At 56.6% G+C, this 19,420-nt stretch carries 15 protein-coding genes and 1 riboswitch; of the genes, 12 read left to right on the top strand and 3 right to left on the bottom strand.

Translation table 11 applies throughout. From position 1 onward, the window contains the following. Positions 1-84 precede the first annotated feature (84 nt). The 3 genes from tkt to SCT_RS00605 form a co-directional block, all read right to left on the bottom strand. Positions 85-2,070 (bottom strand): transketolase, encoded by a 1,986-nt coding sequence (gene tkt / locus SCT_RS00615; RefSeq protein WP_059417761.1) that lies wholly within the window; start codon positions 2,068-2,070, stop codon positions 85-87. 154 nt (positions 2,071-2,224) lie between these two features. Further along, positions 2,225-3,007, bottom strand: coding sequence for an inositol monophosphatase family protein (locus SCT_RS00610; RefSeq protein ID WP_059418247.1), 783 nt, complete (start codon positions 3,005-3,007; stop codon positions 2,225-2,227). A gap of 77 nt (positions 3,008-3,084) precedes the next feature. After that, positions 3,085-3,639: a thioredoxin family protein gene (locus SCT_RS00605; protein ID WP_059417760.1), complete on the bottom strand. Its 555-nt coding sequence runs from the start codon at positions 3,637-3,639 to the stop codon at positions 3,085-3,087. A 79-nt stretch (positions 3,640-3,718) separates the two neighbouring features. On the opposite strand from SCT_RS00605, the gene SCT_RS00600 reads away from it, so the two are divergent. The 12 genes from SCT_RS00600 to SCT_RS00545 all read left to right on the top strand — a co-directional run bounded on the left by SCT_RS00600 (position 3,719) and on the right by SCT_RS00545 (position 19,366). Next, a complete protein-coding gene (locus SCT_RS00600) occupies positions 3,719-4,450 on the top strand; it encodes a 16S rRNA (uracil(1498)-N(3))-methyltransferase (protein ID WP_059417757.1) in 732 nt (243 codons plus the stop codon). 84 nt (positions 4,451-4,534) lie between these two features. Beyond that, positions 4,535-5,869 carry an amino-acid N-acetyltransferase gene (gene argA / locus SCT_RS00595; protein ID WP_059417756.1) on the top strand — a complete coding sequence of 445 codons (1,335 nt, stop codon included), beginning with the start codon at positions 4,535-4,537 and terminating at the stop codon, positions 5,867-5,869. Between the two features lie 69 nt (positions 5,870-5,938). Beyond that, a complete protein-coding gene (locus tag SCT_RS00590; RefSeq protein ID WP_009207401.1) occupies positions 5,939-6,211 on the top strand; it encodes an oxidative damage protection protein in 273 nt (90 codons plus the stop codon). Between the two features lie 9 nt (positions 6,212-6,220). After that, the gene (gene ppk1, locus SCT_RS00585) at positions 6,221-8,296 is read left to right on the top strand and encodes a polyphosphate kinase 1 (RefSeq protein ID WP_059417754.1); all 2,076 of its coding nucleotides are present in this window, start codon (positions 6,221-6,223) and stop codon (positions 8,294-8,296) included. A gap of 83 nt (positions 8,297-8,379) precedes the next feature. Further along, on the top strand, positions 8,380-10,305 hold the full coding sequence (locus SCT_RS00580; protein WP_237759534.1) for a GGDEF domain-containing protein: 1,926 nt from the start codon (positions 8,380-8,382) through the stop codon (positions 10,303-10,305). Positions 10,306-10,419: 114 nt separating this feature from the next. Beyond that, positions 10,420-11,094, top strand: a complete 675-nt coding sequence (locus tag SCT_RS00575) for a hypothetical protein (protein ID WP_059417752.1) — start codon at positions 10,420-10,422, stop codon at positions 11,092-11,094. A gap of 310 nt (positions 11,095-11,404) precedes the next feature. After that, positions 11,405-12,208 carry an XrtB/PEP-CTERM-associated transcriptional regulator EpsA gene (gene epsA, locus SCT_RS00570; RefSeq protein ID WP_059417750.1) on the top strand — a complete coding sequence of 268 codons (804 nt, stop codon included), beginning with the start codon at positions 11,405-11,407 and terminating at the stop codon, positions 12,206-12,208. A gap of 202 nt (positions 12,209-12,410) precedes the next feature. Beyond that, the gene (locus SCT_RS16925; protein WP_144408189.1) at positions 12,411-13,220 is read left to right on the top strand and encodes a type II secretion system protein; all 810 of its coding nucleotides are present in this window, start codon (positions 12,411-12,413) and stop codon (positions 13,218-13,220) included. A gap of 304 nt (positions 13,221-13,524) precedes the next feature. After that, a complete protein-coding gene (locus tag SCT_RS00560) occupies positions 13,525-14,301 on the top strand; it encodes a DsbC family protein (RefSeq protein ID WP_059417747.1) in 777 nt (258 codons plus the stop codon). A 349-nt stretch (positions 14,302-14,650) separates the two neighbouring features. Beyond that, positions 14,651-14,727: riboswitch (cyclic di-GMP riboswitch) on the top strand. Positions 14,728-14,904: 177 nt separating this feature from the next. Further along, positions 14,905-15,780, top strand: a complete 876-nt coding sequence (locus SCT_RS00555) for a VPLPA-CTERM sorting domain-containing protein (RefSeq protein ID WP_237759533.1) — start codon at positions 14,905-14,907, stop codon at positions 15,778-15,780. 118 nt (positions 15,781-15,898) lie between these two features. After that, entirely contained in the window at positions 15,899-17,506 is a 1,608-nt protein-coding gene (locus SCT_RS00550) for a substrate-binding domain-containing protein (protein ID WP_059417743.1), read from the top strand. Between the two features lie 252 nt (positions 17,507-17,758). Beyond that, entirely contained in the window at positions 17,759-19,366 is a 1,608-nt protein-coding gene (locus SCT_RS00545; protein WP_159107863.1) for a ShlB/FhaC/HecB family hemolysin secretion/activation protein, read from the top strand. Positions 19,367-19,420: the final 54 nt, after the last annotated feature.

Genomic DNA, 19,420 nt, shown 5'->3' with positions numbered 1-19,420 from the left:
ATGATAATCTTGGACCGCAGAGACGCCGAGTCGCAGAGAAAAACCTTGACTTCTCAGCGACCCGGCGTCTCTGCGGTGAATCTTTTACAAAATGCCTTTTGCAGTATTGACGACGTTTTCGACCGTGAACCCGAAGTGCTTGAATAACTCGGGGGCAGGTGCGGATTCGCCGAAAGTGTTCATGCCGACCACGGCGCCACGCAGGCCCACATACTTGTACCAGCCGTCGGTGACGCCGGCTTCAATGGCGACCTTGTGAACGGTGGGCAGCAGCACACTGTCCTTGTAGGCCTGGTCCTGCTTGTCGAATACGCTGGTGGAAGGCATCGATACCACGCGGGTGGGGATGCCCTGCTCGTCCAATACTTTCTTGGCATCCATCGCCAGTTGCACTTCCGAGCCGGTGGCGATCAGCACCATCTTGGCTCCAGCCGCGTCGGCTAGCACGTAGCCGCCCTTGGCGATGTTGGCGATGGTCGCGTCGTCGCGTTTCTGGAAATTGAGATTCTGGCGGCTGAAAATCAGGCAGCTCGGGCCGGTTTTCTTTTCCACGGCAGCCACCCAGGACACGGCGGATTCGACCGTATCGCAAGGACGCCACACATCCATGTTGGGGATCATGCGCAGGGTCGCAGTCTGCTCGACAGGCTGGTGGGTCGGGCCATCTTCGCCCAGACCGATGGAGTCGTGGGTGTACACATAGATTACGCGCTGCTTCATCAGGGCGGACATGCGCAGAGCATTGCGGGCATATTCCGAGAACATCAGGAAGGTGCCGCCGAATGGCAGCAGACCGCCGTGTAGTGCCATGCCGTTCATGATGTGGGACATGCCGAATTCACGCACACCGTAGCTGATGTAGTTGCCGGTGCTCTTGCCCTTGACGTGATGGCAGCCCGTCCAGTTGGTCAGGTTGGAGCCGGTCAAGTCGGCGGAACCACCGAGGAATTCAGGCAGCGCAGGAGCCAGACCGTTGATGCAGTTCTGCGAGGCCTTGCGAGTAGCAATGGTCTCGGCTTTTTCATTGGTCTTGGCGATAAAGTCGGCAGCGTGTTTTTTCCAGTCGGCAGACAGATCTCCAACCATGCGGCGCTTGAACTCGGCAGCTTCTTTCGGGAAGGCCGCAGTGTATTCGGCGAACTTGTTGTTCCACAGTGTTTCTAGGCCTTGTCCCTTGGTGCGGCAATCCCAGCCTTCATACACATCCTTGGGAATCTCGAACGGTGGGTGGGTCCAGCCCAGGTTGGCGCGGGTGGCGGCGATTTCAGCATCGCCCAGGGCGGCGCCGTGAACGTCGTGCGTGCCTTCCTTATTGGGAGAGCCCTTACCGATGATGGTTTTGCAGCAGATCATGGAAGGCTTGTCGGTCACTGCCTTGGCAGCCTGGACAGCGGCTTCGATGGCTACCGGGTCATGGCCATCCACGCCAGGAATTACATGCCAGCCGTAAGCTTCGAAACGCTTGGGGGTATCGTCTGTGAACCAGGCTTCAACGTGGCCGTCAATGGAAATGCCGTTGTCGTCCCAGAAGGCCATCAGTTTGCCCAGACCCCAGGTGCCGGCCAGTGCGCATGCTTCGTGAGAAATGCCTTCCATCAGGCAGCCATCACCGAGGAACACGTAGGTGTGGTGATTGACAATCTCATGGCCGGGTTTGTTGAACTCGGCGGCCAGCAGTTTTTCTGCCATGGCCATGCCGACAGCGTTGGTGATGCCCTGGCCGAGCGGGCCGGTAGTGGTTTCTACACCAACGGTATAGCCATACTCAGGGTGACCCGGAGTCTTGGAGTGCATCTGGCGGAATTTTTTGATCTCTTCCATCGGCAGATCGTAGCCGGTCAGGTGCAGGAGGGAGTAAACCAACATCGAGCCGTGGCCGTTGGACTGCACGAAACGATCGCGGTCAAACCACTTGGGGTTGGCCGGGTTGTGGCGCAGGTGATGGTTCCATACCACTTCGGCGATTTCCGCCATGCCCATGGGGGCACCCGGGTGGCCGGAATTGGCCTTCTGCACAGCGTCCATGGAAAGGACGCGGATCGCGTTCGCGAGTTCTTTACGAGTTGCCATTCTCTGTATCCTTTTTCTGCTAAGGGCTATTCAAACCTATGATTATTACTCACGAGTCGGACTAAGGGCAATAGCAGATTTTTATTGTCCCAAGAATTTTTCTTATAGATAAAAGATATAAGACCCTGTAAAAGCGGCTGTCAGCTATTACTTATTACTGTCTTTCCCTGATCCAGGTTTTCCATGTATTGAATAAATCAGGGTTCAGCGCAGCGATGACTGAACGCTGCCAAAGATTGCCGGTCCCAAAATCATCCTCGGTGAGGGTGCACATGGAGCCGCCTGCCTCCGCCAGGATCAGCGAACCGGCGGCGTAGTCCCAGAGTTTTTGCCCGCCATGCAGGTAAAGATTGAAGCGTCCTGCCGCCACGTAGCACCAGTCGAGTGTGCTGGCGCCGAAGTTGCGCTGCGAGGCGAATGGAGGTGACGCCACCAGTTTCTGCGCCAGATTCGGCTTGAGGCGCTTGAAGTCGATCGCTGCCATGGCACGGCGGAATTCGGGCGCGCATTCCTTGATTGGCATCGGCTCGCCATTGAGGTAGGCGCCCTTGCCACGCTCCGCCCAGAACATTTCATCTGCCACCGGGTCGTAGATTACGCCCAGAACACTCTTGCCGCCGCGCATCAAGGCAACGGAAACCGCGAAAAAAGGCAGGCCGTTGAAAAAATTGGATGTGCCGTCGATCGGGTCGATGCACCATAGCCCCTCTTCTCCCGCGTGCCATAGCGCTTCCTGTTGCTCTGGCAGCATTTCCTCACCCAGCGCCGGGTAATCGTGGATCTGCTTGAGTGCCAAAACCAGCGCGGTCTGCGCGGCGACATCCGCCTCGGTGAAGATGCTGCCATCGGTCTTGCATAGGTGCGCGACCTTAAGGTAGCGCGGCATGATTTCTTGCTGCGCTACCTTCCTTACGGCATCGATGACGGATTGGATCATGGCTTTGCGGATCATGGGTAAAGGGGAATGGGGAATGGGGAAACCCTCATCACCCATTGCTCATCACTCCTCACCATTTACCCTTTCCACTTAATGGAGCAACCCATGCTCGGAATTTGCTCTGCCGGCCCCTTTCCGGTCAGCGCCACTTCCTTCATCGCTTCGAACAGGTCACGCCGGGCATCGGTGGGCGCGGCTTCCTTGCGCGAAGCATCGAGCCGGCCGCGGTACTGCAGTTCCAGATCGGCGTTAAAGCCGAAGAAGTCCGGCGTGCATACAGCACCGTAGGCTTTCGCTACTTCCTGGGATTCATCCCACACATAGGGGAACGGAAAGCCAAATTCCTGCGCGACTATTTTCATGTTGTCGAATGAGTCTTCCGGGTAGTCGGCCGGATCGTTCGACATGATGGAGAGGGTGTTGATGCCCATCTGTTGCAACTCCCGGCAGTCGCGCACAAGACGGTCACGAATCGCCTGGACGTAAGGGCAGTGGTTGCAGATAAACATCACCAGCAGACCTTTGGGCCCGCGCGCACTGGTCAGGTTATAGCGCTTGCCGTCTACCCCGGGCAGGTCAAAATCCGGGGCCTTCCAGCCGAAATCGCAAACTGGTGTCTGCAAACTAACCATAGTTTCGATACTCCTGCTTGATTGGTGCCAATTAATTTAGTTTATCATGAGTGCATCATAGATATAGTACGGAAATAAGATGACAACTCCTCGCTTTTACTGCCCGGAAATTTTAGCCCAAAGCGGCATGGCGGAATTGCCCGAGCAGGCTGCGCATCATGCCGCGCGGGTCCTGCGCCTTCAAACGGGTGATAAGCTTAGCGTGTTCAACGGGCGGGGCGGGGAAGGTGAGGCGCGCATCACGGACATCGGCAAGCGCAATGTTACCGTGGAAATCGTTGGCTGGCATGCCGTCGAGCGCGAATCGCCGCTGCAAGTCCTGCTTGCCCAGGCAATTTCGGCCGGTGAAAAAATGGATTTCACTCTGCAAAAGGCGGTGGAGCTGGGCATAGGCAATATCCAGCCGCTGGCGAGCGAGCGCAGCGTGGTGAAACTGTCGGGTGAGCGGGCGGAAAAGCGCGTGGCGCATTGGCAGGGCGTGGTGGTCGCGGCCTGCGAGCAGAGCGGGCGCAACCGCGTGCCCGAGGTCGCACCGATCCGCCCACTGCTGGATTGGCTGGGACAGCAGGAGGGGCCGGGACTACACCTGATGCTGTCGCCTGTTGCCGAAGTAGGGTTGCGTGACTTATCCAAACCTACCGGCAATATCACCCTGCTAGTCGGCCCTGAAGGCGGTCTTTCCCCGGCGGAAGCCGAGGCAGCACAGCGTTACGGCTATACCCCAGTGCGGCTGGGCGCACGCGTCCTGCGCACCGAGACGGCGGCGCTGGCAGTTTTGGCGGCGATGCAGACGCTATGGGGGGATTTCTGAGTCCTGAGTGCTCAGAATTGACGCGATGCGAACAGATTGGGGTAAACTTTGTATTTGTTTGATTTGCTAACAGATTGACTGTCGATGCCGCTCAGGACTCAGGACCCATCACTCAGAACTCATTTCGTCGAGTGGTTTCGCTCGGCCGCACCCTATATCCATGCCTTTCGCGGCAAGACTTTCGTTGTTGCTTTTGGCGGAGAGGTGGTGAGCGAAGGCCAGTTCATTGCGCTGGCGCACGACATCAATCTTCTCAACAGCCTCGGCGTACGGTTGGTGCTGGTGCATGGCGCACGGCCGCAGATCGAGGAGGAACTGACCGAGCGGGGCGCGGCGATTCGCTATGCCGGGGGAATGCGCGTTACTGACGATGACGCCCTGAAATGTGTCAAGGAGGCCGCCGGCACGGTGCGGGTGGAGATCGAGGCGCTGCTTTCCATGGGACTCGCCAATTCGCCGATGGCGGGCGCCGATATCCGGGTGGCCAGCGGCAATTTCGTCACCGCCATGCCGATGGGGGTGCTCGGCGGCGTGGATCTGATGCACACCGGTGAAGTGCGCAAGATCGATGCAATCGGCATCCGGCGCAGGCTCGATGCCAACGAAATCGTGCTGCTTTCGCCGCTTGGCTATTCGCCCACTGGCGAGGTGTTCAATTTGTCGCTGGAAGACGTGGCAACTTGCGCCGCGATTACGCTGGATGCAGACAAGCTGATCTTCCTGATGGACACGGCTGGGGTAGCCGGCGAAGACGGGGATTTGCTGCGGCAGCTGACCACGGCGGAGGCGGAGGCGATTCTTGCCGCCACTGCCACACTGTCGGCGGACGTGGGCTATTACCTGCCCTGTGCGGTGCGTGCCTGCCGTAAAGGCGTGGCGCGGGCGCACCTGATCAGCCGCCACATTGATGGCGCATTGCTGCAGGAACTGTTTACCCATGAAGGCATCGGCAGCATGGTCAGCGAAGATCCGCTGGAAACCTTGCGCGATGCCACGATCGACGATGTCGGCGGCATCCTTGCGCTGATTGAGCCGCTGGAAACCAACGGTATTCTGGTTCGGCGTTCGCGCGAGTTGCTGGAAATGGAAATCGACCGCTTTTCTGTGCTGGAGTATGACGGCCTGATCATCGGCTGCGCAGCGCTGTATCCGTTTCCAAAAGAGAAGGCGACGGAGTTGGCGTGCATGGCGGTGCATCCGGATTACCGCGGTGCCGGGCGGGGCGAGGCGTTGCTCGAGTACATGCAGGTCAGGGCGTTGGGCAAGGGTTTCAAACAGTTGTTCGTGCTTACTACTCGCACTGCGCACTGGTTTCTGGAGCGCGGCTTCACCGAGGCCGGCGTGGACAAGCTGCCCAAGGCCAAGCAAGGGCTGTACAACTATCAGCGCCGCTCCAAGGTGTTCATGAAAAAACTGTAGATCATTTTTTTGTAATAATTTTAAGTGCATTCTTTAAAGAAGTAACACTATTTTGAACGGAGTAATGAAATGGCAAGAACAGTGAAATGCGTCAAGCTCGGCCGTGAAGCGGATGGGCTGGATTTTCCGCCCTATCCCGGCGAACTCGGCAAGCGGATTTGGGAAAATGTTTCCAAGGAAGCCTGGGCGGCTTGGCTTAAGCACCAGACCATGTTGATCAACGAGAATCGCCTCAACATGGCCGATGCCGCCGCGCGCAAGTACCTGGCGGAACAGGTGGAGTCCTATTTCTTCGGTGCCGGAGCGGATACCGTGTCGGGTTTCGTGCCACCGAAGCACTAAGCTGATTTCATGATTGCACCGCACGGCCCGGAATACTACCTCAACCGCGAGCTCGGCCTGCTTGCCTTCAACCGTCGGGTGCTGGCCCAGGCGGAAGATCATCGCAACCCGCTCCTGGAGCGGCTGAAGTTTCTGTGCATCGTCAGCAGCAACCTGGACGAGTTCTTTGAGGTCCGCACCGCCGGACTGAAGGAGCAGATCGCCCTTCATGCCACCGCGACGGGGCCGGATGGCATGTCGGCGCGTCAGGTATTCAAACGGGTTACCGAGCAGGCGCACGAACTGGTGGAGCAGCAATATCGGCTGCTGAATGAGGGGATCCTTCCTGAGTTGGCGCTGCACGATATCCGCTTTCTGCGCCGTACCCACTGGCATGATGGCCAGGGCGAATGGATCAAGGATTTTTTCTTTCGCGAGTTGATGCCGGTGCTTTCCCCGATCGGCCTCGATCCCGCCCATCCTTTTCCGCGCGTGCTGAACAAGAGTCTGAACTTTGCCGTCGAGTTGGAAGGCAAGGATGCTTTCGGCCGCGCATCCGGCGCCGCCATTGTGCAGGCGCCACGCTCATTGCCACGGGTGATCAAGCTGCCGCCCGAAGTGGCCGGCTGCGAGCATGGCTTCGTCTTTCTTTCCTCGATTCTCCACGCTCATGTTGGAGAGCTGTTTTCCGGCATGGAGATCAAGGGCTGCTACCAGTTCCGCGTCACCCGCAACTCCAATCTGTTCGTCGACGACGAGGAGGTCAAAAACCTGCGCGAAGCGCTGCAAGGTGAACTGCCGCAGCGCAATTTCGGCAATGCCGTGCGCCTGGAGGTGGCGGACAACTGTTCGGAGGAAATGGCCGGCTTCCTGTTGGGACAATTCGGCCTGACCCAGGAAGATTTTTACAAGGTCAAGGGTCCGGTTAACCTGGTGCGGCTGATGCAGATTCCGGACCGGGTCGATCGGCCCGATCTCAAATATCCGTCCTTCATTCCGAGCATCCCGCCGATGGTGGCGAAGCAGCCCGACATGTTCCAGGCGATCAGAAGTGGCGATATTCTGCTGCACCAACCCTTCGAGTCGTTTGCGCCGGTCGTCGATTTCATCCAGCAGGCGGCAGACGACCCCAACGTGCTGGCGATCAAGCAGACCATCTACCGTACCGGCACCGATTCCGTACTGATGGAGGCGCTGATCAAGGCAGTGCATAGCGGCAAGGAAGTCACCGTGGTGGTGGAACTGCTGGCCCGCTTCGACGAGGAAGCCAATATCAACTGGGCGGGGCGCCTGGAAGAGGCGGGTGCCCACGTGGTGTACGGCGTCGTCGGCTACAAGACCCATGCCAAAATGCTGCTGGTGGTACGACGTGAGGAAGATGGATTGCGCCGCTACGTCCATCTCGGCACAGGCAATTACCATCCACGTACAGCCAAGCTGTATACCGATTTCGGCCTGTTTACCTGCAACGAGGAGATCGGCAGCGACGTCAACGACATCTTCATGCAGCTTACCGGCTTGGGCCAGGCGAGCAAGCTGCATCATTTGTTGCAGTCACCGTTCAGCCTGCACCGCAAAATGATGGAGTCGATCCATGCCGAGGCGGAGTGTGCGCGTGCCGGCAAAAAGGCATTCATCGTTGCCAAAATGAATTCCCTGCTCGAGCCGCAGATCATCAGCGCGTTGTATGACGCGTCCAAGGCCGGGGTCAAGGTCGATCTGATCGTGCGCGGGGTATGCGCCCTGCGGCCGGGAATTCCAGGCGTTTCAGAAAATATCCGGGTGCGCTCCATCATCGGCCGCTTCCTCGAACATTCACGCATTTTTTATTTCTACAACGGCGGTGCGCGTGATATCTATCTGTCCAGCGCCGACTGGATGCAGCGCAATTTCTTCCGTCGGGTCGAAGTCTGTTTTCCGGTGCTGGATGCGAAGCTGAAGAGGCGCGTCATCAAGGAAGGGCTGGAGCCCTATCTCAAGGACAACTGTCAGGCCTGGGAAATGGATGCGGAAGGCAATTACCGGCGCAAATGTCCACGCAGCGGCAGCAAGATTGCCTGTGCTCAGATGCAGCTCATGCAGGAGCTGTCACAGCCGCTGAAATAGTCGCCCCGCGCGGCAGTAATACTGCTGTCACAATACAGGCTTAGCATCTCCCGCTCATAATGAAATATGCAGGAGGAAGTGCGATGCCAGTGCCGTTAAATATCCCTTTCGGATTTCCTGGCGGTTCCCCGGGAAGCGCGAAGTTTCAGGCAAAGGCTGTCAGCCACATGGCCATGGCATCTCTTGTGCCGCCGCTGCAGGATGCCACGTGCCGTTTCGAATCGGCAGTCTGGGATGAAAACGAAACGCAGGCACGCCTGTGGTTGCGGGAAATCATCGCGCAGCGCCGGCTAACCGCTTTGTTTCAGCCTGTTGTCTTGATGGGCAATGGCGAGATAGCCGGTTACGAGGGGCTGATTCGCGGGCCTTCCGATAGCCCCTTGCATTCACCCCTTAATCTATTTCGTGCGGCAAACGAAAATGGCTTGTCCGTGGAGGTGGAGTATCTGAGTCGCCAGGTGGTGCTGGAAAGCTTCGCCCGGTTGAACCTGCCCGGCAAGCTGTTTCTCAACGTCAGCCCGGAATGCCTGTTGCAGCAGAATACCAGGCATGGCGAAACGCTGGCCTACATCCACAATCTTGGATTGAGACCGGATCGAATAATTATCGAGTTGACGGAAAACCAGCGCACCTATGACTATAATTTGCTGCGTGCAGCGGCGAAGCATTACCGTGCCATGGGGTTCGAAATCGCCATTGATGATCTGGGTGAGGGTTTTTCCAGCCTGCGTCTATGGTCGGAGCTGCGTCCAGAATATGTCAAGATAGACATGCATTTCATCCAGGGCATCGATCAGGACACGGTAAAACACCAGTTTGTCAGCTCGATCCAGCAGATCGCCGAGAAGTCGGGTACCAGGGTCGTTGCCGAGGGCATCGAAACCGAGGCAGAGCTTCGGATAATCAAAGATATCGGCATAACCTGCGGCCAGGGATATTACCTCGCCCGCCCCACCGGCCAGCCGGCCCTGGTGCTTTCTGCCGAAGTAGTCAAGGCTTTGGAAAAGACGGTTTCTCCCGGTTTTCCCCCGAACTACAGGGCTAGCCAGAAGACGGTTTCCGTGCTCAGGCTGATGCGCGAGTGCCAGGCGGTATCGCCGGATATTTCCAACGATGTGGTTTATCAAATGTTCATCGGCGACCCTGAACTGCAGGCCTTGCCCGTTGTGAAAGGCGGATTGCCGGTGGGTCTGATCAACCGAAACGCACTGATCGATAACTTGGCTCGCCCCTATCGGCGCGAACTCTATGGCAAGAAACCCTGCATCCGGTTGATGGATCCCTCTCCGCTGATTGTGGAGAAAGATATGAGTCTCCAGGAATTAAGTCACGTTATCGTGGAGGCAGACCGGCACCACCTGTCGAACGGCTTCATCATCACCGATCACGGGAAATATCTCGGCATGGGAACCGGTCACGATCTGGTGCGGGAAATCACCCAGATGCAGATCAGCGCCGCGCGCTATGCCAACCCGCTAACCATGCTGCCTGGCAATGTGCCGATCAGTGAGCAGATCGACCAGTTACTGCAGGGCGGGGCTGAGTTTTGTGCCTGTTACTGTGACCTGGACCATTTCAAGCCGTTCAATGATGTCTTCGGCTACCATAGCGGCGACAACGTAATCCAGCTTACCGGGAAAATTCTCACCGAAGTGTGCGACCCGGACCAGGATTTTATCGGGCACATCGGCGGCGATGATTTCATCATCCTGTTTCAAAGTGCCAACTGGGAAGCCCGTTGCAAGAGAGCCCTGGATCGTTTTGCGGATGCCATTCTGGGCTTCTTCAGTGTCGAGGACAGGGCGCGGGAAGGCTATATTGCCAAGGATCGCCATGGCGAAGAAGTGTTCTATCCGCTAACCAGTCTTTCCATCGGCGCCGTGCAAGTCGAGCCCTGCAAGCAGGCTTCGCACCATACAATTTCGGCTGCTGCAGCTGAAGCGAAAAAGCAGGCCAAGGGGATTTCCGGCAACAGCCTGTTTGTCGAGCGTCGTGCCAAGTGCTCATGAAATGAGAGCCATGAACGAAGCGAGGTTTTATCCGGGATTGTCCCACGCCATGAAGCCCTCTCCTCAATCCTCTCCCGCAAGCGGGCGAGGAGGCGAACGGGAAGGGCGCTTGTTATGAATTGCCCAACTTTACCTGATGAGGACGACAAGAAGCTGTGCGTCGTCCACGAGGCAATCGTCGGCACTTTCGGGCTGCCGCCGGACAAGCTGTTTGTCAGCATCAAGGGTGATCCGTCCCTGCGTGAAACCGCATCTCTGCGCCCCCGCCAGGAAAGCCGGATCGACCTGGAAGCGGGAAAAGTACTGGAAACTTGTGATTGGTTGCTGCGGAAAACCGGCTGTTTCAGTATCTATGTTGGCTTCAATAGCAGCGAGGTACGCACCGAGTCGGTGTTCAATCCCTTCAATTACGAGATTCACGATGCCATTGCCCTGATCCAGCCGGGCTATGTAGAACGGCATTTCGTGAAAGTACCCTATCAGAAGAAAATGAAGATCATCGGCCGTGTGCGCAATACGGTGCAGACCGGACCTCTGCGGGAATACCTGCCTCCCCACTGGCGTACGCTGATGGATCGCCAGCGCGAGGAATGGAAGCCGATGGCGAAAAAAGACATCAAGCAGGTTGTTCAATCACTAAACCGCCTGCGCGGCATAGAGGGCTACTATTTGCGCAATGCCGCAATTTCCCTGAGCCAGGGGATCGTGCGAGCGTCGTTTAATTGCGATGGCACCTACATCGTCGCCGCAGAGTATTTCCCTCAGTTCGTGGAAGAAAACACCCCCTGATATTCGTTTGGAAATCAGGGGGTGTTTCAGTGCAGACTAATGCGCGCAGCGCGTTAGTCGGAGCTAAAACAATAAAAGATCAGGGTGTATTTCAGTGCAGACTAATGCGCGTAGCGAGTTATGTCAGAGCTAAAATATGGCGGAAGATGACCTGCTGACTACTGTGAACAAAGGAATTCGGCTTCGCCAAATTGCACTAGAAAGTCGTTCAACGGCCAGTCCAGCCAAAAATTCACAAAAACGTCATAAAGGTGTAACGAAAATAAAAATATCATAGGCGCCTCCACAACAGATCGGAGCACAGTCCGACATGGATTTTAATAATAACACCATGGTTTTAAAAGAGAGAGAGCATCGCACGCTGGAAGGTGAAGACCAGGATCATCTGGTTGCAATCATCAACAGCTCACTGCGGGTGGCGAACATTCACCATTTCTTTTCCTGGAGCCAGGGGGCGATACAATTTTTGCTGCCTCATGAAATACTGGTGTGTGGATTTGCAATGGGACCTGACTTGCCGATGCGGTTCATGCGATTTTCCAGTTCCCGCTACTTCGACGAGACGCGCTTTTCGGAGGTATGCCATCCGGAGGAAGGACTGTTGCCGCGGATGATTTCGCATTCGAATGAAACCGGGCACGCCTGTATGCTGGGAACGGGCGCGCCCAAAAGGTATTTTGAAGAGGCCTTGCTGCCTTTGCTGGAGCACTCCGAACTGCGCAGTGCCGCAGCGGATGGCCAGCGCGGCCCGGATGGGCGGTTGAAAAGTTATTTCTGTTTTTCCAGGGTAGAGATGCCGCTCGGATCGCACGTCGAATATCTCCTGCAATTGCTGGTGCCATTTCTCCATACCACGCTTTCTCGTGTCATTGCCAATGAAGAGCCGGATGCAGGCATGGCTGGCGTGCAGAACGTGCCTTCGGTGACGGCGCGCGAAGTGCAGGTTCTCCATCATATCAAGCTCGGCAAGACCAATCAGCAGATTGCCGAAGAGCTGGCTCTCAGTCCGCTGACGGTCAAGAACCACGTGCAAAGAATCCTGAGAAAGCTGAAGGCCAGTAACCGAGGCCATGCCGTGACGCTCGCCATCAATATTGGCGTGCTGAAAGCGTAATGAGCAGGGCTTCTTTCGATCCGGTGCATGGAAGTCTTAACCCCATTTGGGCTCTACTAGTTAGTCACGTTAAAACAGTGCCCCCCCCCTTTGTGAAAGGGGGGCAGGGGGGATTTAACGGTGGCGGCAAATCCCGGCTCCGCCAAATCCCCCTCAATCCCCCTTTCACAAAGGGGGAGGTAGCCTGCCGGTGTTCCTGCTGATGGGTTCGACCAGAAATGCCCGGGGATGCTCCGCGCGTCACCTGAAATTGATTCGGCCTGGCCGTTCATGTGGCGGGTTTACCTATATTGGCGTACTCCTTGCCGTGGCTTTTATTGGCGTTGCACTGGCGGCAACGGGAACAGTGTGGCAGCAGACCCGGCAGCGGGAAAAGGAGCGCGAGTTGCTGTTCGTCGGCAACCAGTTCCGTCAGGCGCTGGAGGGATATTATGAAAACCCGCCGCCGGGCAAGGCCAGGAAATTTCCCCAAAAAATCGAGGACCTGTTGCAGGATGATCGCCGTCCCGACATCAGGCGTTATCTGCGCGTGATATACCGAGATCCCATGACCGGCAGCACCGAATGGGGGCTGCTGAGGGGCGCAGACCAGGGCATCGTCGGCTTGTACAGCTTGTCTGACGGAGAGCCGATTAAAACCGCCAACTTCGATCCGGAATATGCGGAACTGGCGGGCAAGCGGCATTATTACGAATGGCGCTTTATCGCGAAGGCCGGGGTGATCGCCGCGACGGGGGGGGTGGCAAGCAATGCGACAGTTTCCGATGCTGTAGTACCGCCACCCGGCCCGTCTGATGCCGTGAACCAGACTGAAGCCGAGCCCCAGGTAGAAGCCCAGCAGAGCATTCCAGTCGTTGAGCCTACGCCACCTCAGCAACAAAATTCGGTCCCTGAGTGGCCGCGTATCACGGAATGTCAAAACGCATTCAGCGCTGCGATTGCCGGTTGCCGGGGCGCTGGCAGGGGGTGCATACAGGCGGCGCGCGCACAATACGTGCAATGCTACAAATAGAATGGGTGGTTATTTCATGGTTTGCCTCGATCCGAAATCAATAGTGAAATGTAGGGTGCGTCCCACTCACCACTCTCATTTGGTGCGTGGGACGCACCCTACAGATTGATTCGCGTTTTGAAGTGGCCGAGCCCCTCCACGGCGTAGCGCGTATTCCCTTTCCCCGAGCCGTTCACTGCGATTTGCCCCGTTCCCCCCTGTTGTCATCAGTTTTTAATATTAGGCTCGTATTATTTTCGCCTCTATGCGTTCGTTCATACATGAAAAACGGCGCCAATAGCTTCCCCAATTCTAAGGAGTAACAATGATGTTGAAGCAGAGCCTGATCGCCTTATCTTTATACGCGGCATTTTCCAGCGCCCATGCTGGCGTGGATACAGAAAAAATGCGCCAGCAACTGACCGAGCGCATGCCCGGCGCGCAAATCGGCGCCATCACCAAGGCGCCCTATGGCGGCTTGTACGAAGTGGTGATCAACGGCTTCAACGTGTTTTACACGGATGAAAACGCCAATGTTGCCTTCATCGGCAAGGTGATAGACCTCAAAACCAATAAAAACCTGGTCGAGGCGCGCACCCAGGAATTGATGCACGTCGATTTTGCTTCCTTGCCGCTGGATAAGGCCATCGTCAAGGTGAAGGGCGACGGCAGTCGCAAGATCGCCGTGTTCTCCGACCCGGAGTGCCCGTTTTGCCAGGAACTGGAGCAAGAACTGGCCAAGGTCAGCGACGTGACTATCTATACTTTTCTCTTTCCCCTCAACGAAATCCACCCCGATGCCGAACGCAAGGCCAAGCTGGTTTGGTGCAGTGCGGACCGTGCCAAAGCCTGGGATGAATTGATGCTGAACCACAAGGAGCCCGCAGCGAGCGATAAGCCCTGCGAGCCTCCGTTCAAGGAGATCCAGGAAGTCGCCCAGAAATCCTGGATCAATGGTACGCCGGGTCTGGTGTTCGCCGATGGCCGCCTGGTGCCGGGTGGGATCAAGAGCTTTCAGATCGAGCGTTATCTCAGCGAGAAATCCCAGGCCACACCGGTAGCCCTGGCAAAACCGGCTGCTGCGAAAACGGCAGTGCAATAAAGCTTAATCGCGTTGCTCCGGCAAATCCCCCTCATTCCCCCTTTGTTAAAGGGGGAGGTAAAGATTCCGCTGCTCCCGCAAGCGGGCGAGGGGGCGAACGTGAAGGGCGATTGTTTTGACTGGTCGGGCATTGAGCCGAACGGCTCAATAAATTTCATGTCGCAATTCACTGGCTTGTCATATTCCGTGTGTACTCTGCGTGAATCCACTGCGCGGTATTGCAACTCAAGCAGCAGGATGAGCCGAACGGACTAATATTTTATCGAATCGGCCTTGTATTCCCGTAACAATGATTCATTAATCTGAACGTGCAAGTTAAGCAAGTGCGCATCAAATGTGGTTTTCAGTAATGCGCCAGTGCCACACCCGCTGCGAGGCGGGGCCGGAAAGCTACGGGTCTCAAAAAGAGATGGCCGGGCTGCCTTCAGCAAGAGGCCGGGTTGTCCCATCTCCAATCTGCCGGAAATGGGTGGCCGGGTCAGGTGCACTAGAGGGGCTGCAATTGCCCCGGCTTGATGTCCCGAAGCCTGCCGACAAGGGGTTGGATGTTTTTTTGGTTTAACAACTTAAAATTAATTGGAGTATTAAATTATGAAATTTCAAATGAAACTTTTGGCTCTGGCAGTTCTGGGCTTTGCTGCTACTGCACCTGCTCACGCTAGCATCGCGACCACCGGTGGCGGCAGTGGCGCGACTGCCGGCAACGGCGAATTATTCCTGTCCGTGTGGGACAACAACGGCACCGTAAACGACACCACCGACGATCGCGGCTATACACGTGACCTGGGTTCCTTTCTGAAGGCCGACTGGAGCTCCACCGCCAATACGCCAGTATTCAACGCCGTCGCCAACACTGCCGGCACCATCCGCACCTATGCGACTGATACTGGTTTTCAGTCCTGGCTCAATGCTTCCACCAACCTGAGCAACCTGCAATGGAACGTATTCGGCGGCGATTCATTTGGTGCAAAAAAATTCGTGAGCACCGTCAGTGTGTTGCCATCCGCGACAGACTTAGCCAATTTGGGTAACTGGGGCACGCAGACTGATACCTATCTGGCGGCGGTCAATGCCCTAACCGGCAATACGGCTACCTCGGTTAACGCTTCCGTCGCTACGACTTCTGCTAATGGTAACGCTTTTGCCGGCGGTATAGGCTGGGGCAGCACCGTGGGTGGCAAGGCAGGAAACGGCTTCAATAACGCCGGCAGCATCGGCCAAGCGCTTGCGTTCGATGCTTTTTACGAAACAGGCGATGGTGTCGGACAAACATTCAACTTCGCCAGCCTGAACGACAATGGTACGGAACTGCACAATGGCGCAGCAGCTACCTTTACGTTAGCTAGCAACGGTGTGCTGACCTACAACGTGCCTGCTGCCGCTCCTGTATCCGCAGTGCCGGTTCCTGCCGCGCTGTGGCTGCTGGGCTCCGGCCTGATCGGCATGGTTGGCGTAGCTCGCCGCCGCAAGGAAGCTTAAGCGCTTCGGCCTGCTTGTCCCACCAGCCAATGGCTGGCGGGCAAGTGCGCAGAAAGCTGATTGTGCAACACAACGTTAATCATGCAGTACATTTAATTTCTTTCTCTGGAGAAACACCATGAAACTGAACAAACTTGCCCTCGCCTGCGCTGCTGCGCTGACTTTGCCTGCCATCGCGCACGCCAATGCCCCTGCCGGCCCTTGGGACACCGCCGGTGCCGTGAAGGTGTATATGTCCGGTGCCAGCGCGCCTGACAACTTCCTGAACGCCATCGCCACCTCCATGTTCGACGCAGGTTATATTACCTACAGCGACGACGGCGCTTTGCCAGGCGCAGGCTTCACCGCTTTCCTTGGCTATACCAACGCCGCGTTCACCTCCGGCGCCAACAACATGCCCATCCACACCAAAGTACTGCTGATCAAGCGTTCCAAGGGTGGATCGGTTTGGGGCGTGAACCCGCTGGCACGCAGTGAGGCGATCGCTACCCTGAACGTGGGTGGTGTGGTGGGTGATCTTAGCCACCCAGGCCCCTGTACCGCCGCCACTGGCAGCCAGTACAAATGCCCCGTCATTGGCCTGGATCCGGCCGTTGGCGTTACTCCTACCGGCAATGAAATGGTCCCGGACTTCGGCATTTCCGACGTTGCTCCCTTCATGTTCAAGTCGCCTATGAACGTGGAAGCCGGCGCGACCCAGCTCTCAGTTAGCGAAGCCGGTTACTTGAGCACGTTCCCAGTGCAAGCAGTCGGCATGGGCGTCGTGACGACCGCCGAGATTCCGGATACCGCTTACATTTCCCAAGCTGATTACGCTGCCATGCTATCCGGCAACATCAAGGACTGGAGCAAGCTCAACTTGGCCCCCGCTGGTGCTACTGCTTCTGGCGCAACAGAACCGCATCCGGTGGTCGTGTGCCGCCGCGTGCCCGGTTCAGGCACCCAGGCCAGCTACAACTGGGCGTTCAATAACTTCCCTTGCACCGGCAATTCCGCGACCTCCGGCGTCGATGGTGTAACAACACCAAAACGCATGTCTGACAGCACCAGCTATGGCAATATCTACTTGGGTCTGGGCGACGGCAGCAGCGCCGCCGATGCGATCGGCGTCGATGTAACCGCTGGTTACACCGTGATCGAAAACTCTGGTTCGGGCGATGTGCGCAAGTGTTTGAATGCAGCTCAGAACGGCGGTGTGTACTCGTTCAAGGACGAGAACAACCTGTACCACTATGTTGACTTCGGCGCTGGCCATTACGGCGCGATCGGCGTTCTGTCCCTGGACAGCCAGGCGAAGACCAGCACTGATCTTGCGAAAGGTGAGGGTGCTGAAACTTACTGGTTCTTCCGTCCGGTGGATGGTGCTGGCGTGTTCCACAATGCAACCCAGACCTGCACCAGCGGTGCTGTCGCTGCAACCGGCGTATGCCCGAGCAAGCAGAATCTGCTGAAAGGGAGATATGCCTTCGCGGTTGAGTCCACCTCGCAGTACCGCAATGCAGCCAGCGGCAATGCACTGGACACTACCAAGAAGCCGTTCGTTGACGAGTTGATCAAGCGTGCCGGTGCGACTGCTTACCAGAAGAACTGGACCACCGCGTTGCCTTTGGTGACTAATGGCCTGACCCCTACCTTTGACGTTGCCCACGATGTGAGCAACAACGTTGCGGTCGGTTCCCATAAAGGCAACATGTGCCAGCAGTTCGAGCGGAAGTTCGGTGGCTAATCTAAAGCCCCCGGCTTTGCCGGGGGATACTTACTAGACGGTTGAGTGGCATGCAAAGTGCCGCGCTTAGTTTTCCGTTGTAGTGATTGTGCCGTCCCCCCGCGTGGGGGACGGTTTTTTTCAAGCTTCAAGGGAGTGCGCTGTCATACGGCGGCGCACACCCTGGAAGTTTTAAGGTTATTAATTTTTGTAGGTTGGGATAGACGCAAAGCGTCGTAACCCAACATTACGTCGATGAAAAGCAAGGAAAGCATGCGTCTGTTAAGTGGGTTACTGGGTGGGTTGATGATGTTGGCGCTAACCAGTGCCTGTGCAGAAAATATGCCGAATGAAGCCGAATCGGCCGCAGCTGGAAAAACCGATGCCGTGCAGAAGGAAGAAACTTTCGACATCATGGAAATTCAGGTCGAAGGTAACTCGGTATTGACACAGATAGCGATCGAGGAGGCGGTTTATCCTTTTCTCGGTGAGAAAAAAAGCATCAAGGAAGTAGAAAATGCGCGCCAGGCTTTGGAGAAGGCTTATCACGATGCAGGGTATTTGACAGTATTTGTGGATATTCCAGAGCAGCAAGTAAACGAAGGTACAGTACGACTCAAGGCGACAGAAGGAAAAGTGGAGCGCCTCAAAGTTTCGGGTTCGCGTTACTTCTCGTTAGGTCGCATCAAGTCGCGAACGCCAGAGCTCGCCGAGGGTAGCGTGCCATACTTTCCGGAAGTGGAAAAACAGGTATCTGAGCTGGCTCGCAATCCGGACCGTAAAGTGACGCCCATATTGCGGCCCGGACGTTCGCCGGGCAAGGTGGAAGTGGAGTTGAAAGTGGCGGACGAATTCCCGCTGCACGGCAACCTCGAATTGAATAACCGTTATTCCGCCGGAACCACCCATACCCGCCTGTCTGGGTCGTTGCGTTACGACAATTTATGGCAGCGCGAGCACAGCGTGTCGCTGCAATTCCAGGCCGCACCGGAGAATCCGGGCGAGAGCAAGGTTTTCTCCGCCAACTATGTGTGGCCGCTTGCCGGCGGCGATGTGCTGGCCTTGTACGGGGTTCGTTCCAATAGCGATACGGTGGCGGTCGGCGATGTAGGCGTGATCGGCAACGGGCGCATTCTGGGCGCGCGCTTTATCCATCCATTACGCGGCATGCCGGGTTTTTATCATAGCGCGACGGCGGGCTGGGATTACAAGGCATTCAAGGAAACCGTAAACCTGCTGGGTTCCGACAGCTTAAATACCCCGATCACCTATCAGCCCTTCACCCTGGCCTACGACGCGACCTGGCAAAACGAGCAACGCATGTTCCAGCTTTCCACGGCATTCAATTTCTCGGTACGCGGTCTGGGCAATCAGGAGAAGGAGTTTTCCGACAAGCGCTACAACGCAAATCCCAATTACAGCTATTTGCGCCTGGATCTGAAACATACGGAAAAAATGGCATCGGGCTGGAGCCTGTTTGGACGTTTGTTAACCCAGCTCACCAGCGCACCGCTGATTTCCAACGAACAGTTCGGCGCCGGCGGCGCGGATTCGGTGCGCGGTTACCTGGAAACCGAAGTGCTCGGCGATCGCGGCGCGCTGGGTTCGCTGGAACTGCGTACCCCCAGCTTCTGGCAGGGCGAGAGCGGCATGCCGGGGCAAGCCTATATGGTCGGCTTTATCGAAGGCGCACATCTGGAGGTGCTGGAGCCGTTGGCATCGCAGCAAGCGCGTTTCACGCTATCTAGCAGCGGATTGGGTATGCGCTGGAAGGCCAAAGGATACACTTTGAACCTGGATCTGGCTAAACCCTTTAAGGACACCAACAACACCAAGGCGGAGGATGTGCGGGTGCATGCGAGGATGCTTTACGAGTTCTAAACGCGGGCCATCCGCAAAATTATTGGCGTCATCAAATTGAAATGGAACTGCGCT

The organism is Sulfuricella sp. T08 (assembly GCF_000971475.1).
GTDB lineage: Bacteria > Pseudomonadota > Gammaproteobacteria > Burkholderiales > Sulfuricellaceae > Sulfuricella.
Note: the sequence above shows the minus strand (reverse complement) of the source record. Positions and strands in the feature narration are given on the sequence as shown.

Coding starts and splice junctions, on each gene's coding strand:
- tkt (WP_059417761.1), bottom strand. CDS start 2,070: ATGGCAACTCGTAAAGAACTCGCGAACGCGATCCGCGTCCTTTCCATG.
- SCT_RS00610 (WP_059418247.1), bottom strand. CDS start 3,007: ATGATCCAATCCGTCATCGATGCCGTAAGGAAGGTAGCGCAGCAAGAA.
- SCT_RS00605 (WP_059417760.1), bottom strand. CDS start 3,639: ATGGTTAGTTTGCAGACACCAGTTTGCGATTTCGGCTGGAAGGCCCCG.
- SCT_RS00600 (WP_059417757.1), top strand. CDS start 3,719: ATGACAACTCCTCGCTTTTACTGCCCGGAAATTTTAGCCCAAAGCGGC.
- argA (WP_059417756.1), top strand. CDS start 4,535: ATGCCGCTCAGGACTCAGGACCCATCACTCAGAACTCATTTCGTCGAG.
- SCT_RS00590 (WP_009207401.1), top strand. CDS start 5,939: ATGGCAAGAACAGTGAAATGCGTCAAGCTCGGCCGTGAAGCGGATGGG.
- ppk1 (WP_059417754.1), top strand. CDS start 6,221: ATGATTGCACCGCACGGCCCGGAATACTACCTCAACCGCGAGCTCGGC.
- SCT_RS00580 (WP_237759534.1), top strand. CDS start 8,380: ATGCCAGTGCCGTTAAATATCCCTTTCGGATTTCCTGGCGGTTCCCCG.
- SCT_RS00575 (WP_059417752.1), top strand. CDS start 10,420: ATGAATTGCCCAACTTTACCTGATGAGGACGACAAGAAGCTGTGCGTC.
- epsA (WP_059417750.1), top strand. CDS start 11,405: ATGGATTTTAATAATAACACCATGGTTTTAAAAGAGAGAGAGCATCGC.
- SCT_RS16925 (WP_144408189.1), top strand. CDS start 12,411: ATGGGTTCGACCAGAAATGCCCGGGGATGCTCCGCGCGTCACCTGAAA.
- SCT_RS00560 (WP_059417747.1), top strand. CDS start 13,525: ATGATGTTGAAGCAGAGCCTGATCGCCTTATCTTTATACGCGGCATTT.
- SCT_RS00555 (WP_237759533.1), top strand. CDS start 14,905: ATGAAACTTTTGGCTCTGGCAGTTCTGGGCTTTGCTGCTACTGCACCT.
- SCT_RS00550 (WP_059417743.1), top strand. CDS start 15,899: ATGAAACTGAACAAACTTGCCCTCGCCTGCGCTGCTGCGCTGACTTTG.
- SCT_RS00545 (WP_159107863.1), top strand. CDS start 17,759: ATGCGTCTGTTAAGTGGGTTACTGGGTGGGTTGATGATGTTGGCGCTA.